This window comes from Mesorhizobium sp. WSM4808 (assembly GCF_055811675.1).
Genome location: NZ_JBVVQX010000013.1, coordinates 1 through 14,719, shown reverse-complemented (window position 1 = coordinate 14,719; position 14,719 = coordinate 1). Strand labels below are relative to the sequence as shown.

At 63.2% G+C, this 14,719-nt stretch carries 13 protein-coding genes and 2 tRNA genes; 9 read left to right on the top strand and 6 right to left on the bottom strand.

Annotation, left to right across the window (positions count from 1 at the left end; translation table 11 throughout):
• Window positions 1-35 precede the first annotated feature (35 nt).
• Both AC0L2U_RS22455 and AC0L2U_RS22450 read left to right on the top strand, forming a co-directional pair.
• The gene (locus AC0L2U_RS22455; RefSeq protein WP_127395577.1) at window positions 36-503 is read left to right on the top strand and encodes a peroxiredoxin; all 468 of its coding nucleotides are present in this window, start codon (window positions 36-38) and stop codon (window positions 501-503) included.
• A gap of 151 nt (window positions 504-654) precedes the next feature.
• On the top strand, window positions 655-1,959 hold the full coding sequence (locus tag AC0L2U_RS22450) for a M23 family metallopeptidase (protein ID WP_128289768.1): 1,305 nt from the start codon (window positions 655-657) through the stop codon (window positions 1,957-1,959).
• A gap of 49 nt (window positions 1,960-2,008) precedes the next feature.
• On the opposite strand, the gene AC0L2U_RS22445 is transcribed toward AC0L2U_RS22450, so the two are convergent.
• Window positions 2,009-3,238 carry a M20 metallopeptidase family protein gene (locus AC0L2U_RS22445; RefSeq protein WP_292630437.1) on the bottom strand — a complete coding sequence of 410 codons (1,230 nt, stop codon included), beginning with the start codon at window positions 3,236-3,238 and terminating at the stop codon, window positions 2,009-2,011.
• Complete coding sequence (locus AC0L2U_RS22440) at window positions 3,225-4,403, bottom strand: M24 family metallopeptidase (RefSeq protein WP_473602672.1); 1,179 nt, start codon at window positions 4,401-4,403, stop codon at window positions 3,225-3,227. Before AC0L2U_RS22440 ends, AC0L2U_RS22445 begins: the two co-directional genes overlap by 14 nt.
• A gap of 220 nt (window positions 4,404-4,623) precedes the next feature.
• On the opposite strand from AC0L2U_RS22440, the gene AC0L2U_RS22435 reads away from it, so the two are divergent.
• From AC0L2U_RS22435 to AC0L2U_RS22415, 5 genes are all read left to right on the top strand, one after another.
• Window positions 4,624-5,790, top strand: coding sequence for an ROK family transcriptional regulator (locus tag AC0L2U_RS22435; protein ID WP_128289767.1), 1,167 nt, complete (start codon window positions 4,624-4,626; stop codon window positions 5,788-5,790).
• Window positions 5,787-6,551: an ATP-binding cassette domain-containing protein gene (locus AC0L2U_RS22430; protein WP_127381266.1), complete on the top strand. Its 765-nt coding sequence runs from the start codon at window positions 5,787-5,789 to the stop codon at window positions 6,549-6,551. Before AC0L2U_RS22435 ends, AC0L2U_RS22430 begins: the two co-directional genes overlap by 4 nt.
• Window positions 6,552-6,590: 39 nt before the next feature.
• On the top strand, window positions 6,591-7,631 hold the full coding sequence (locus AC0L2U_RS22425; RefSeq protein ID WP_128289765.1) for a sugar ABC transporter substrate-binding protein: 1,041 nt from the start codon (window positions 6,591-6,593) through the stop codon (window positions 7,629-7,631).
• A 147-nt stretch (window positions 7,632-7,778) separates the two neighbouring features.
• Window positions 7,779-8,774: an ABC transporter permease gene (locus AC0L2U_RS22420; protein ID WP_013532177.1), complete on the top strand. Its 996-nt coding sequence runs from the start codon at window positions 7,779-7,781 to the stop codon at window positions 8,772-8,774.
• A gap of 13 nt (window positions 8,775-8,787) precedes the next feature.
• Window positions 8,788-9,558 carry an SDR family NAD(P)-dependent oxidoreductase gene (locus AC0L2U_RS22415; protein WP_127810673.1) on the top strand — a complete coding sequence of 257 codons (771 nt, stop codon included), beginning with the start codon at window positions 8,788-8,790 and terminating at the stop codon, window positions 9,556-9,558.
• A gap of 63 nt (window positions 9,559-9,621) precedes the next feature.
• On the opposite strand, the gene AC0L2U_RS22410 is transcribed toward AC0L2U_RS22415, so the two are convergent.
• A tRNA-Val gene (locus AC0L2U_RS22410) sits at window positions 9,622-9,697 on the bottom strand.
• 216 nt (window positions 9,698-9,913) lie between these two features.
• On the opposite strand from AC0L2U_RS22410, the gene AC0L2U_RS22405 reads away from it, so the two are divergent.
• Window positions 9,914-9,990: transfer RNA gene (locus AC0L2U_RS22405), tRNA-Asp, on the top strand.
• Window positions 9,991-10,135: 145 nt separating this feature from the next.
• Here AC0L2U_RS22405 and rbsK read toward each other — a convergent pair.
• The 3 genes from rbsK to AC0L2U_RS22390 are packed head-to-tail and all read right to left on the bottom strand — an operon-like array spanning window position 10,136 to window position 12,617.
• Window positions 10,136-11,080, bottom strand: a complete 945-nt coding sequence (gene rbsK, locus AC0L2U_RS22400) for a ribokinase (RefSeq protein WP_127810674.1) — start codon at window positions 11,078-11,080, stop codon at window positions 10,136-10,138.
• A 4-nt stretch (window positions 11,081-11,084) separates the two neighbouring features.
• Window positions 11,085-11,537, bottom strand: a complete 453-nt coding sequence (locus AC0L2U_RS22395; protein WP_128289764.1) for an RbsD/FucU family protein — start codon at window positions 11,535-11,537, stop codon at window positions 11,085-11,087.
• Between the two features lie 21 nt (window positions 11,538-11,558).
• Window positions 11,559-12,617, bottom strand: coding sequence for an ABC transporter ATP-binding protein (locus AC0L2U_RS22390; RefSeq protein ID WP_127266589.1), 1,059 nt, complete (start codon window positions 12,615-12,617; stop codon window positions 11,559-11,561).
• Window positions 12,618-12,905: 288 nt separating this feature from the next.
• On the opposite strand from AC0L2U_RS22390, the gene AC0L2U_RS22385 reads away from it, so the two are divergent.
• Entirely contained in the window at window positions 12,906-14,570 is a 1,665-nt protein-coding gene (locus AC0L2U_RS22385; RefSeq protein ID WP_013532183.1) for an ABC transporter substrate-binding protein, read from the top strand.
• The last annotated feature ends 149 nt before the right edge of the window (window positions 14,571-14,719 follow it).

Genomic DNA, 14,719 nt, shown 5'->3' with positions numbered 1-14,719 from the left:
TGGCTTCGCGCGTAACCTCAAACAAGGGCATCGGTATGGCTGACCTCGACGTAGGCGATCTCGCGCCGCAATTCGACCTGCCGCGGGACGGCGGCGGATCAGTCAGCCTTGCCGCATCGTCCGGCAAGCCCATCGTGCTGTATTTCTATCCGCAGGACGACACAACAAGCTGCACGCAGGAGGCGATCAGCTTCTCGCAGCTGAAGCCGGACTTCGAGAAGGCCGGCGCCGTGGTGCTCGGCCTGTCGCCCGACCCCGTCAAGAAGCACGACAAGTTCAAGTCCAAGTACAATCTCACCATCGACCTCGCCGCCGATGAGGAGCGCAAGGTGATCGAAGCCTACCATCTGTGGGTCGAGAAATCGATGTATGGCCGCAAGTATATGGGCGTCGAGCGCGCGACGTTCCTGATCGGCCGCGACGGGCGGATCGCCAGGATTTGGCGCAAGGTCCGCGTCAAGGGCCATGCGGAAGAGGTGCTCGAGGCCGTTCGCGCGCTTTGAGGTTTTGTCGGCGAGGTTGGCCCGGTTTCCCTTACAACCATATGCACGCCTGGCGGGCGTTCGCTGCGGGCAAGCCGGCGCTGCAAGCCTTTGTTAACCTTAATAATGTGTAGTCAAGCTGTCGTGGTGTCGTAAACGAAAGCTTGGTCCCGTGAACGCAACCGGTCAGTCCGCAGTCTTCGGCAGGCGTAAGGAGCCCCATACGGTCATCATCGCCCGGGGCAACGAGATCAGGCATTTCACGATCCGACCGTGGCTGGCGGCCTTTATCGGCTCGGCGCTCGCCGCCATTGCCGTCGGCTACCTCATGGCCACCTCCTATCTGGTGCTGCGCGACGATCTGATAGGCGCCACCACGGCGCGCCAGGCGCGCATGCAGCAAGCTTATGAAGATCGCATTTCGGCGCTTCGCGCCCAGGTCGACCGCATCACCAGCCGGCAGTTGCTCGACCAGCAGCTGATGGAAACCAAGGTCAGCGAACTGCTTGAACGGCAGAGCCAGTTGAGCCAGCGTCACGGCCGCCTTGGCCCGCTGCTCGAACGCGCCGAGAGCGAGGTCGGGGCAGCGCCGGCCGAAGATCCGGCAGCGGTTGCGAAGCCGGACAAACGCGCCGAAGTGACCGGCAGTATCAAGGAGCCCGCGCGGAACTATGCGGTCGCCAGCCTGAGCGCCGGTCCCGGCGCCGGCGACACAAGGCCGTTCTCGCTGTGGTCGACCCGCTCCGATCCGCTGCCCAACGATTCAGCCGCCGATCGTGCCGACAAGCTCTTCGTCTCGATCAACCAGTCGCTGAAATCCATAGAGAGCGACCAGTTGACCCGCATCAGCACGCTTGCCGACAATGCCTACAAGAGCGCCGATGCCATTACCCAGGCGCTCGAGGCGGCCGGACTGCCCGTCGACAGCGACTTTGGCAAGGGCGACAGCGATGTCGGCGGACCGCTGATCCCGCTCGACAGTTCGATGATGTTCGACAGCAAGGTCAAAGAGTTGGACGAAGCGCTTGACGCCCTCGACCATCTCAAGAAGGAAGCGCGCCAGCTGCCGCTGACCAACCCCGCACCAGGCCACTCCGTCACCAGCCCGTTCGGCGTGCGCACCGACCCGATCCTCGGCACCGCGGCACTGCATTCCGGCATGGATTTCAGGGCCCCGATCGGCATGGCCGCCAAGGTCACCGCACCCGGCACCGTCACCAAGGCCGGCTGGAACGGCGGCTATGGCCGCATGGTGGAAGTCGACCACGGCAATGGCTTTGCGACACGCTACGGGCATCTCAGCGAGATCGACGTCACCGTCGGCGAGAAACTGGACGCCGGCGCCGTCATCGGCAAGACCGGCAGCAGCGGCCGCTCGACCGGCCCGCATCTGCACTACGAAGTCCGCCACAATGGCGAAGCGATCGATCCCTTGCGCTTCCTCACGGTCGGCAAGAAGGTCGCGCAGTATCTGTAAGCGATCCTGGGCTCCTGCCCCATGCGCCGATGACCATCATGATGGCTGACTAAGGCGCTTCCATCGACAGAAACGCCGTCGCTGCCGCAACCAGGGTGATCGCACCGACCTTCAACGCGGCCTCGTCGACACGAAACCGGGCGTGATGGAGCGGAAAGACCGATCCGATCTCCTCGTTTCGGATTCCCAGCCGAAAATAGACCGAAGGACGTTTCTCGCTGTAGTAGCCAAAGTCGTCCGCGATGGTCCATCCGGGCGCGCTGAGGACGTTGTCGGCACCGATGCAGGCCTTGGCGCTGGCGGCAATCAGCTCAGTCATCTCGACATCGTTGACGACACCCGGTTCGCCCTTGTGGATGTCGACCTCGACACGCGCGCCGTGGCTCGTCGCCGTACCCTCGGCTATCGTACGAACACGGCGCCAGGCCCGCTCGCGGGTTGCATCGCTGCCGCTGCGGATGGTGCCTTTCAACGTGACCTTGCCGGCGGTGACATTATAGGCGTTGCCGCCATTGATGGCCGTCACGGAAATCACCAGCGGGTCGTACGGGTCGATCTCGCGCGAAACGATCTTCTGCAATTCGCTCACCAGGGAGCAGGCCACGGCCAACGCATCGACACCTTCATGCGGTTTTGCCGCGTGCGCGGCCGAGCCGATGACGACCACATCGAACGTGTCACAGGCCAGAGTGTATGGACCGGAGCCGACGGCGATCTTGCCGGACGGCGTGTAGGGATCGACGTGGACGCAGATCGCGGCGTCGATGTCGTCCAGAAGCCCCTCTTCCACCACCCGCCTGCCGCCCGACGGTTCGTCTTCCTCGGCCGGCTGGAAGATCAGGCGAACGGTGCCGCCAAAACTGTCCCGCGACCGGTGAAGATGCGCGGCCACTGCGAAAGCCATCGATGCATGGGCGTCGTGACCGCAGGCATGCATCACGCCTGGATTCGTCGATGCATAATCGACGCCGGACTCCTCCTCGATCGGCAAGGCATCGATGTCGGCGCGAATGGCGATCTTTCGATTTGACGGCTTGCCGGTGCCGACAATATCGACGGCAAGGCCAAAGCCGGCAACGTCGCGAATGTCGGCAATTCCCTGATCCACGAGCATCTGCCTGAGATAGCGCTGCGTGCCGGCCTCCTGGTTCGAAAGCTCGGGATTGCGGTGCAGATGGCGGCGGACCTCGATCATCCGATCGAGAATTCCGGCGTCGATATCGGTCGTCACGGTTTTCGCAACACCATCCGCCGTGGCCGAACCCTCAGGATTTGACATGGATCTCTCGCGGGAACTTCGTCAGGGTCTCATGGCCGGTTTCGGTGACCAGGATGGTCTCGCTGATCTCGATGCCCCAGCCATCCATCCACATGCCGAGGATGGAATGAACGACATTGCCCGGTTCAAGCACGGTCTTGTCGCCCGGCCTGAGGCTGATCGTATGCTCGCCCCAGTCCGGCGGATAGGCGACGCCGATGGAGTAGCCGATGCGCGATTCCTTCTTCAGTCCGTAGCGCTGGATGACCTTGCGCCAGGCGGCTTCGACGGCTTCGGCTGATGTTCCTGGCCTGACCGCGTCGAGCACCGCATCCATGCCCTCGATCACCGCTTTTGCCGTGTCCGAAACATTTGTCGGCGTCTTGCCAAGCTGCATGGTCCTGGCGAGGCCGGCGGCATAGCGGCGGCAGACGCCGGCAAGTTCCAGCGCAATCGTCTCGTTGTCTCCGAACCGCCTGTCGCTCCACATGATGTGCGGCGCCGAGGCATTCTCGCCACCGAGGATTGTCGGGGGAAGAGCGGTGATGTCGCCGGCAAAATCCGGGCTGCCCGCAACCTGCGCCGCCTGGATGGCGGCGATGGCATCGCACTCGCGAACACCCGGTGCGATCACCTCGAAGGCCCGCGTGACGGCCGCTTCGGCCAAGATGGACGCCTTGCGCAAATACGCGATCTCGGGCGCCGATTTGACCGCGCGGATCCAGTTCACCAGCAGGTCGGCATCGTGCCATTTCGCATTGGGCAGTCCCGCGACAAGCCGGGCATGCCCTTTCGGAGAGAGATAGTAGGCTTCGAGTTCGATGCCGATATGTCTGCTACCCCAGCCCTTCGAGACGATCCAGTTCGCGATCCAGTCCATGGGATGGCGATCGACGCGCTGAACATGATCTTCCGGAAAGCCAACCACGTTTTCCGGTTTCATCCAGGCGGTCAGAAGACCGCCGGCCGCATCCATGGCGCGCCCGATCCAGACCGGCTCGACCTCCTCGATTGGAACCAGCACCACCTGCGGCGTGTAGAACGACCAGCCATCATAGCCGGTGATGTAATGCTGGTTGGCAACGTCGTTGACGACAAGGAGCTCGAGACCGCGCTTCGCCATCTCGGTGCGGATCTTGCGAAGCCGCTGTTGGTACTCGTCGCGGGCAAACGGCAATTCGATCATCTTTGCTCCATCTTTGTCAGATCAACGGTCGCGGGGTTCGCTCACCATTGAAGGGGTTTCGCCACGGCGGCAATCGGCCAGGGCGACGCGTGGGCAGGTCCTGAACCGAATAGGCCCTCCACGGCCTTCCCTGGAAACTTCGTCGTGAATTTATTTTTGAATTCCATTTGACTGAATAAATAAGCAATGCAAAGCTGCGCTCTCCTAAGGGGCGCAAGGCATGGCACTGCGGGGGACCAATCAGGAGTTCGGGCGGCCGTACAATCGGCGCATCGTGCTTGAGTCCATCCGCCTTCATGGACCGATCGCCCGCGGCGAGATCGCCCGGCGCGTCGGCCTCACCGTCCAGACGGTATCGACCATCGTTCGCGAACTGGAAGATCAGGACTACATCCTGTCGCTGCGCGAAGAGCCGAAGGGGCGCGGCCTGCCGCCGGCGACGCTGCGGATCAACCCCGAGGGCGGCTATGCCGTCGGCATCCACATCACTCCGCTTGGTATCAGCGCCGCCTTGATCAATCTGAGCGGCGACGTGATCGAGAGCATTTACCGCGAAGCGCCGAATGCGACGCCGGACCACGCCTTCGAACTGATCGGGGCGATGGTGGTGGAATTGACCAGACTGCGGGCTGGCGGGCGGGTGCTCGGGGTCGGCATGGCCCTGCCCGGCCCATTCGACGTGGAGTCCATGAGTTTCGTCGGGCCAACCACCATGACCGGCTGGAAGGATGTGGCGCTGCGCGAACGGCTGGCGGCCTCCACCGGATTACCGGCCTTCTTTGAAACCGATATGGCAGCGGCCGCCATGGGCGAGCGCCTCTACGGCCTCGGCGCCCAGTTTTCCGAATATTACTATCTCTATTTCGGCGTTGGCCTTGGCGGCGTCATGGTTCATGAGGGCAGCGCCTTGCGCGGCGCCTGGGGAAATGCCGGCGAGATCGGGCATATTCCCGTTATTCCGGGCGGCGAGGCTTGCCCGTGCGGCAACAGCGGCTGTCTCGAAAGATATTTGTCGCTCGAGGCACTCCGGCGCTGGAACGGCAGCGAGGCGGATTGGGTCGCCGAAGTCGCACCGATCTTTCACAACGCCGTCGCCGTCATCGAGAACCTGTTCGACCCGGAGACGGTCATCCTCGGCGGGCTGGCGTCCACCGACCTGCTCGAAATGCTGGCTGGTTCGGCCGGAGGCCTGCACAACTCCGTCTCGGCCCGCAAGGACCGCACGACGCCCAGGGTTGTGGTCGCGCGCGGCGGACAGCATTCCGTGCTGCGCGGCGCCGCCGCCCTTGCGGTTTCCGGGGTGCTGTCACCTCGCTTCGGGCAGATGTTCGCGGCCGAACGCGAACGCGAGCGCGACCTTCTCAAAGGCAGGGAGATTGCGGCATGAGTGAACCCCTGCTGGTGCTCGACAACGTCACCAAGAACTATGGCGCGATCGAAGCGCTCAAGGGGATCAGCTTCTCGATCGGCAAGGGCGAGGTCGTGGCGCTGCTGGGCGACAACGGCGCCGGCAAATCGACACTGGTGAAGATCATATCGGGCGGACTGGAGCCGACGTCGGGTCGCATGCTGTTCGAGGGCAAGGAATTCCTTGCCAAATCACCGGCCGAGGCCAAGGCCGCGGGCATCGAGACCGTCTATCAGGATCTCTCGCTGTGCACCAATGTCGACGTGGTCGCCAATTTCTTCATGGGCCGTGAGATCACACGCAAGTTTCTCGGCATTCCCGTGCTCGACGAGCACGCCATGGAAGCCGTTGTTGGAAAGGCGCTGGCCAATGCCGGCACCCGCATTCCCTCGCTGCGGGCCAATGTCGAGCATCTCTCGGGCGGCCAGCGGCAAGCCATCGAGCTCAACCGTTTCGTGCACTGGGGTGGCAAGCTGGTGCTGCTCGACGAACCGTTCGCCGCCCTCGGCGTCGAACAGACACGGCGCGGCCTCGACATGATCCGCCAGGTGGCGAACCAGGGCATCGGCGTCGTCATCATCACCCATATCATGCAGCAGGCTTTTCAGGTCGCCGACCGGATCGTGGTGATCCGCCAGGGCGTTGTGGCCGGCGATGTCGCACGCAATAAAACAAGTCCCGATGCGGTGATCAACATGATCACCGGTGAGACGCTTGCCGGTGCCGGACCGACAGGCTGAGGGACAAAAGAGGGGTCCGGCTTAAGAGGAGCGAACGACATGAAGCGAATACTTCTTGCTGTCTTCGGTATCCTTGCACTGGCCTTTGCCACGCTCACGCCGGCATTCGCCCAGTCCAAGGGTATCGTCTACTATATGGTGCCGACCCTGCTGGACGAGTTCCAGACCGGCTCGGTGAGCGCGCTGGAACTGTTCCTGAAGCAGACCGGCTACGAGATGAAGACGCTGAACGCCGACAACAAGACCGACGCCCAGCAATCGCAGATGAACGACGTCATCGCGCTGAAGCCGGCGGCCATCATCCTGGCGGCAGTCGACTTCAATGCCCTGAAACCGTCGATCGAGGCGGCCCGGGCCGCCGGCATCCCGGTGGTCGAGTTCGACCGCCAGATCACCTCGACGCCATCCGACTTCACCTCTGTCGCCGGAACGGTCGAGATCGGCTACGTCGCCGCCGACCAGGCCGAGAAGCTGCTGAAGGCAAAGCACGGTTCGGTGAAGGGCAAGGTGCTGCAAGTCCTCGGCGATCCCGGCGATCCCTACACGCTTGACATCCAGAAGGGCTTCGAGGAGAAGATGAAGGCGTTTCCCGACGTCAAGATCATCTCGCTTCCGGCCATGCAGTGGGAAGCCAGCAATGCCGGCACAATCGTTGCCGACCAGATGCTGGCGAACCCGGACATCGACCTGATCTTCAGCCATGCCGCGCACCTTTCGGTCGCTGCCGTCGCCTCGCTCGAGGCGGCCGGCAAAAAGCCGGGCGACGTCATGCTGATGAGCTCGAACGGCGCTCCGGTCGGCCTCGACCTGATCCGCAAGGGCTGGCTCAACGCCGAAATCGAGCAGCCGCTCTACGCGCAGGCCGCGGCTGTCGCGATGTTCATGGACAGGATCGTCAAGAAGCAAGAGATCAAGCCCGGTGAATACGACGTGCTCGGCTTGAAATCGACCGTGACCAAGGAAGCCTGGGGTCCGAACATCAAGATCCCCGGTGCCGCCATCACCAAGGAGAACGTCGACAACCCGGCCTTCTGGGGCAACCAGAAGCCGCCGACGGACACCGTCAAGCCGGTCGAATAGTCATTGAAAGCGCTCCGGGCCGTAACGGCCCGGAGCCTACCCTTTCACAACGCCGCGTCCAAAAGACGCCGTGGCGAATTTGAATCCGCGCCCGAACCCGACGAAATCGAATTGATTTCGCGGGGCATGCGCCAACCGGATCAGCCCATGAACCCGCGCACACGCAAAGCCCTGGAGTTCGTACTCGACAACCTCGTCTGGTTCATGTTGCTGTTCGTGCTGGTGGTCTTCTCCATCTTCGTCCCGAACTACTTTCAGCTCGGCATCTTCGCCAACATCATCGAGGCTTCCAGCGTGCTCGGCGTCATGTCGATCGGCCTGGCGCTGGTGATCATCGCCGGCCACATGGATCTGTCGGTCGAATCCGTCGCAGCGCTTAGCGCCATGGCGGTCGGCATCCTGTTTTGCTCGTCGGGCATCGGCATGGGCGTGCAGTTGCATCCCGAATGGCTGATGGTTCCGGTTTCGCTGCTGCTGGCGCTGGCAGTCGGCGGCCTCATCGGCGCCTTCAACGGCTATCTGGTGGTGAAGGTGAAGATGAGCGCTTTCATCATCACGCTGGCGTCCTACATCTGGGTGCGCGGCCTCGTGCTGGTCGTGTCGGGCGGCCGCTCGGCGCAGGATCTTGCACCGGCCATCCGCTGGTTCGGCATCCAGCGCCTTGTCGGCCTGCCGCTCACCGCCTGGATCGCGGTTGGCTGTTTCGTGGTCTTTTCGCTGATCATGGCCAAGACTCCATTCGGCCGGCATCTCGTGATGATCGGCGGCAACGAGACGGCGACCTTCCGCGCCGGCATCCGGGTGAACCGTAATCTCATCATCGCCTTCGTGCTTGCCGGCGCGATTGCCGGCCTTGCCGGCTGGCTGCTGGCGATCCGCACCTCGGGCGCCACCGCCAATCTTGGCGTCGGCTTGCTGTTCAACGCCTTCGCCGCGGTCGTCATCGGCGGGGTCAGCCTGAAAGGCGGTGTCGGCACCCTCCCCGGCGTGTATGCCGGCGTACTTTTGCTCTCGGCCATCAACACGGCGATCAATTTGATGGGCCTGCCGGCCAATTTCACCCAGGTGATCCACGGCCTGCTGGTGTTGGCCGCAGTGCTGCTCGACGCCTTCAAGCAAACCATTCGCCAAAGACTCGCATGACAGGACGGCTCGCATGACCAATCGGTTACAAGACAAGGTAGCGCTGATCATCGGCAGCGCCCGCGGCATCGGCAAGGGCATTGCGCTACGCTTTGCCGAGGAAGGCGCAAGGCTGGTGCTGGCCGACACCGAGGCCGAGGCCGGGCAAGCCACCGCTGACGAACTGGGCGCCCCCTTCATCCGCACCGACATCTCGCAAATGAGCGACGCCGAGGCCGCCGTGGCGCTGGCGCTGAAGCAGCATGGCCGCCTCGATATCATCGTGCAGAATGCCGGCATCTATCCCTGGCAGCTGATCGAGAACACCAGCGCCGACGACTGGGACCGCGTCATGGCGGTCAACCTGCGCGGCACCTTCAATGCCAGCCGCGCGGCCTTGGTGCCGATGAAGGCGCAAGGCTTCGGCCGTATGCTCTACACCTCGTCCATCACCGGCCCGCATGTCACCAGCCCCGGCCACGGCCACTATTCGGCCAGCAAGGCCGGCATCAACGGCTTCATCCGCGCCGCCGCGCTCGAATTCTCCGGCTACGGCATCACCGTCAACGGTGTCGAGCCCGGCAACATCCTGACCGAAGCCATCGAGCTGCATCGCGGCGCGGCCTACATCAAGAACATGGAGGACTCCATCCCGCTCGGCCGCCTTGGCAGCCCGCGCGACGTCGCCAACGCCTTCCTGTTCCTCGCCTCCGACGACGCCAGCTACATCACCGGCACGACCATTGTTGTCGATGGTGGGCAGCTGTTGCCGGAAGGCAATGATTTTCGGCTGCTGCCGCCGTGATTGCAGCATCTACCGAACGACTCGGTTCCGTGTCTTGGCAACAGTTTGAATGGACTAATGGAATGGTGGGCGATGACGGGCTCGAACCGCCGACATCTTCGGTGTAAACGAAGCGCTCTACCAACTGAGCTAATCGCCCGCTCCGGGCCGGACCTTTAAGCGGTCAGGGTCCGCTTCGCAAGGCCAAATGAGCGCAGGATGCCCTGGTTGGATGCCGGTTTTGCCAACAAAACGCCGGCTGTCAAAAAACCTTCTCCTGTTTGCTGTTATGCTGTCCTGTCACGCTTGACACCCGGTGGCGAACCCCTTATCCAGCGCCCCAACGACGAACACGGCTGACACGTGTTCGCCATGCGCGGGTGTAGCTCAGTTGGTTAGAGTGCCGGCCTGTCACGCCGGAGGTCGCGGGTTCGAGCCCCGTCACTCGCGCCATTTCTCTCAAGGGTATCAAGCTCTTGGCTTCAGAGAAATGTCGACATTGATTGTCAAAAACATTGTCTTGCAAGAGACCTGAGGTCCAAGAGACCTGAGGTCACTCAGGTCCTTTCAGCCCTTGCCTACGCTTGGCCCTGCAAGATCACCCCCTCGCCAGCAGTGCCTCGACCTCCTGCAATGTCGGCATCGACGGTGCAGTCCCCGGTCGCGTCACGGAGATACCGGCGACGGCGCAGGCGAAGCGCACCGCCTGCAGCGGCTCCACGCCCCTCGAAAGTGCTGCGGCAAGCCCGCCATTGAAGGCATCGCCTGCCCCCGTGGTTTCGACCACCGGGCCGGCGCTGACGGCTGGAAGATGGTCGGAGCGCTCCTTCGAGTGCAAAAGCGCGCCCTTGTCGCCGAGCGTGACGATGACCGTGCCGACCCCCTTTTTCAGCAGACTGTCCGCGGCGGCTCGCGCCTCGTCGACCGAGGACACCTTCATCCCGGTCAGTTCCTCCGTCTCGGTCTCGTTGGGCGTGAGATAGTCGCACAGCGTGTAGATGCGGTCGGGAAGCTTTGCCGCGGGGGCCGGGTTGAGGATCGTCGTCACCCCTGCCCCACGCGCGATCTCCAGCGCCCGCATGGCTGCTTCGATCGGCTGTTCGAGTTGGGTGACAAAGACGCCGGCATTGCTGATCAATGCAGCATTGGCTTCGATATCGGCTGGAGAGATCAGCATGGCAGCACCGGGGCTGACGATGATGGCGTTGTTGCCGGTGGTCTCCTCGACGAAGATGTAGGCCGCACCGGTGTAGCTTTCCGGCGTATCGATGACGGCATTTTTCACGCCCGCCTGCGCCCAGGTCTGCCTCGCCATGTCGGCGAAGGGATCGACGCCGAGGCGGGTGAGGAAGGTGACGTCGGCGCCGAGCTTACCGGCGGCCACGGCCTGGTTCGAACCCTTGCCGCCCGGCCCCAGCGTGAAGGATGTGCCGAGGATGGTTTCGCCCATGCGCGGCTGCCGCTGCGCCCTGTAGGCGGTGTCGGCGACGAACACACCCAATATGACGACAGGCTTCATGACGACCGGCTTGCCCGAAGCCATGCCGCTACTGCGCATCCGGCGGCACGACGCCCTTGCGGAAGGCGAAGCAGCCGTAGAAGCGGCGCTCACCTGTCTGGATGACGCAATAGGCCTGTTTGGCGCGCTCGTAGAAGGCATAGCGCTCGACCGCGATCATCGGCCACGACTTGCCCTCGGCGTTGTCGACCTCCTTCTGCACTTCGCTTTGCACGGGCGGAATCTCGTCGGGCTTGCCGACGATTTCCATGCGCGCGGCCGAATCGTCGACGAATGTATCGAGCGGGTAGAGCGACAGCACCGCCTTGACCACTTGCACCGCCGAGGCATCGATGCGCAGCACGCGGCCGAGCGCGGTCTGGCGCGCCACCGAATCGGACGGAAAATTGGTGTCGGCGATGATCAGATCATCGCCATGCCCCATTGCCCGCAATGCCTGCAGCACGTCGGCATTGAGCAGCGGGTTGATGCCTTTGAGCATGGTATTCCTCGTGAGTTGGGATCAGAGACGCTTGCCGGTCTCTGCGTCGAAAAGATGGATCTGGTCGAGTCGTGGCTTCAGCTTCAACGTATCGCCCGGCTTGAAGTCGTGACGCTCGCGAAACAGCGCCACCATCTCGCCTTCGCCGAAGCGCAGGAACACCAGCGTTTCCGAGCCGGTCGGCTCGACCACCGAAATCTTCGCCGGCACGCCGTCGGGATGGATTTCGAGATGCTCCGGTCGCACGCCATAAACGACGGCTTGCCCGTCCTGTGCGGCGTTGCCCGATGCGATCGGGAACAGCGTGCCCGCGATGTCGACACCGGGCTTGTCGCCTTTGCGCATGGTGCCCTTGAGCAGGTTCATCGACGGCGAGCCGATGAAGCCGGCGACAAACAGGTTGGCCGGTCTGTCGAACAGCTCCAGCGGCGCGCCGACCTGCTCGATGCGGCCGTCGCGCATGACGACTATCTTGTCGGCCATGGTCATGGCCTCGATCTGGTCGTGGGTGACATAGATGGTGGTGGTCTTCAGCCTCTGGTGCAGTTCCTTGATCTCGGTGCGCATCTGCACGCGCAGCTTGGCGTCGAGATTGGACAGCGGCTCGTCGAACAGGAAGACCTGCGGATTGCGCACGATGGCACGGCCCATGGCCACGCGCTGTCGCTGGCCGCCGGAAAGCTGGCGGGGATAGCGCTTCAGATAGGGATTGAGGTCGAGGATATCGGCGGCGCGCTTGACCCGCTCGGCGACCAAGGCCGGATCGGTTTTCCTGAGCTTGAGCGCGAAGGCCATGTTCTGCTCGACCGTTTTGTGCGGATAGAGCGCATAGTTCTGGAACACCATGGCGATGTCGCGCTTGGCCGGCGGCAGATGATTGACGACGCGGTCGCCGATGGCGATCGTACCGGCGGAGACGGTCTCCAGCCCAGCCACCATCCTGAGCAATGTGGACTTACCGCAACCCGAAGGGCCAACCAGCACCACGAACTGTCCGTCTGCGATATCGACGCTGACTTCGTGCAGAACCTTGACCGTTCCAAAGGCCTTGGCCACCTTGCTGATCGCGACTTGCGCCATGTCTCCCCCATCGGCTCCATTAGCCGTAGGCGCAGAAGCTAACCAACGCGACCTGTCAGGGCAAGTCGGTCCCTTATAGATAAAAACCCGTTCTCGTTGACACGGCGTTTGGTTGTGAGAATAGTGGCTGGCGCTGGTCAAAATGTCGGTACCCGATCCGCAGGGAAATTCAATCGACGCAGGGTGGGGTCCTGCCTAATTCGTTTCCGAAACGGGAGCATCGTTGGCGCTCCGGCGTCCGACAGTTGGCCGATTTATTCACACTGATGTTCTGGGAGGAAATAGGCGATGAGAACGGGTCTTTACGACAAACTGGTTCGAGCCGGCGCCACAAGGCGCGACATATTGAAGGGCGCGGCCAGCATGGCCGCGATCGCAGCCGCATCCGGCGCCGGACTTGGCGCCTTGACGCGCCCGGCCTCAGCGGCAAGCGAATTGCGCACAAAAATCCTGCAGATCCCAGGCGTCGGCAAAGGCCAGCCGACGGACGCCGATTTCCAGAAGGTCGGGGAACTCTGCCTCGAGGCGACCAAGGCCAATGTCAAGGAAGGCGAATTCGCCGGCGTCGAGCTGACCTTCATGGGTCTCAACAACCAGAACCTGCACAATGTGCTGTTCCGCGGCTTCCTGAAGCCGTGGGAGACCTACACCGGCGCCAAGATCAACTGGATCGACCTGGCGCAGGCCGATTACAACGCCCGCCTGCAGCAGTCGATCGCGACCGGCACCGTCGATTTCGACATCATCGAAATGGGCGCGCCGTTCGAAGGCGATGTCTGCGGCAAGGGCCTGACGTCGGAAATGCCCGACTGGGTCAAGACCCAGATCGATTTCGACGATCTGGTCAGCTACCTGAAGCCGCCGGTCGGCACCTGGGACGGCAAGCAATACCGCGTGACCGTCGACGGCGACGCGCACAACTTCAACTACCGCACCGACGTGTTCGCCGATGCCGACCTCGCCAAGGCCTGGAAGGACGGCGGTGGTGAAGGTGAATGGGGCGTGCCGAAGACCTGGCAGCAGGTTCAGGCAGTGACCAAGTTCCTCAAGGGCAAGAAGCTCAAGGACCAGGACGTCTATGGCTATCTGGACGCGCCAAAGCCCTGGGGCGGCTTCGGCTTCTATTTCCTTGGCAGCCGCGCCACCGCTTATGCCAAGCACCCCGACGACAAGGCCTGGCTGTTCGACGCCGACACGATGAAGCCGCGCGTCAACAATCCGGCCTGGGTGCGCGCCATCCAGGACGTCATCGACGCGCTGCCGTCCGAACCCGCCGACCAGATCAATGCCGATCCGAACACGACCGCCTTCCAGCAGTTCCTGGCCGGCACCGGCTCGATGGTCACCTGGTGGGGCGACGTCGGCTCAAACGTCAAGACCAACGACTCTTCCGTCGTCGGCGACGTCACCGGCTTCTCGATCCTGCCGGGCTCCGACGATGTCTACAATGCGAAGACCGGCGCCTGGGACAAGCTTGCCAGCGGCCCGAACTATGCGCCCAACTGCGCCTATCTCGGCTGGGGCGTCTATGTGATGGCCCGCGTCGATGCCGACGAAAAGAAGAAGAAGGCGGCATGGTCCGCCGCCGCCCATCTCGGCGGCAAGGACCTGTCGATCTGGACGGCGATGTATCCGTCGGGCTTCCAGCCCTACCGCAACTCGCATTTCGACATTCCCGAATGGGTGGCGGCCGGCTACGACGAGGCCTTCATCACCTCCTACCTCAAGTCGGAATCAGACAGCTACAACCATCCGAACGCGGCGATCGAGCCACGCATCCCCGGCATCTTCCAATACTACAGCGCCGCCGAGGACATCCTGGCCAACACTTTCGCCGGCAAGATGAAGGCGCAGGAAGGCGCCGACGCCATCGCGGCGGCCTGGGAGAAGCTGACCGATCAGATCGGCCGCGACAACCAGATCAAGCTCTACAAAGCCTCGCTCGGCATGTAGGCTGGCCTATGAACCGTGGGGGGGGGGGGGGGGGCGGGCCCCCGGGGGAGGGGGGGGGGGGGGGCGGGCGGGGCGCAGGGGGGGGGTTTTGGGGGGGGCGGCGTGGGCCGCGCGCCCCGGGGCGGGGGGGGCCGGGCCCGGCGGGGGGG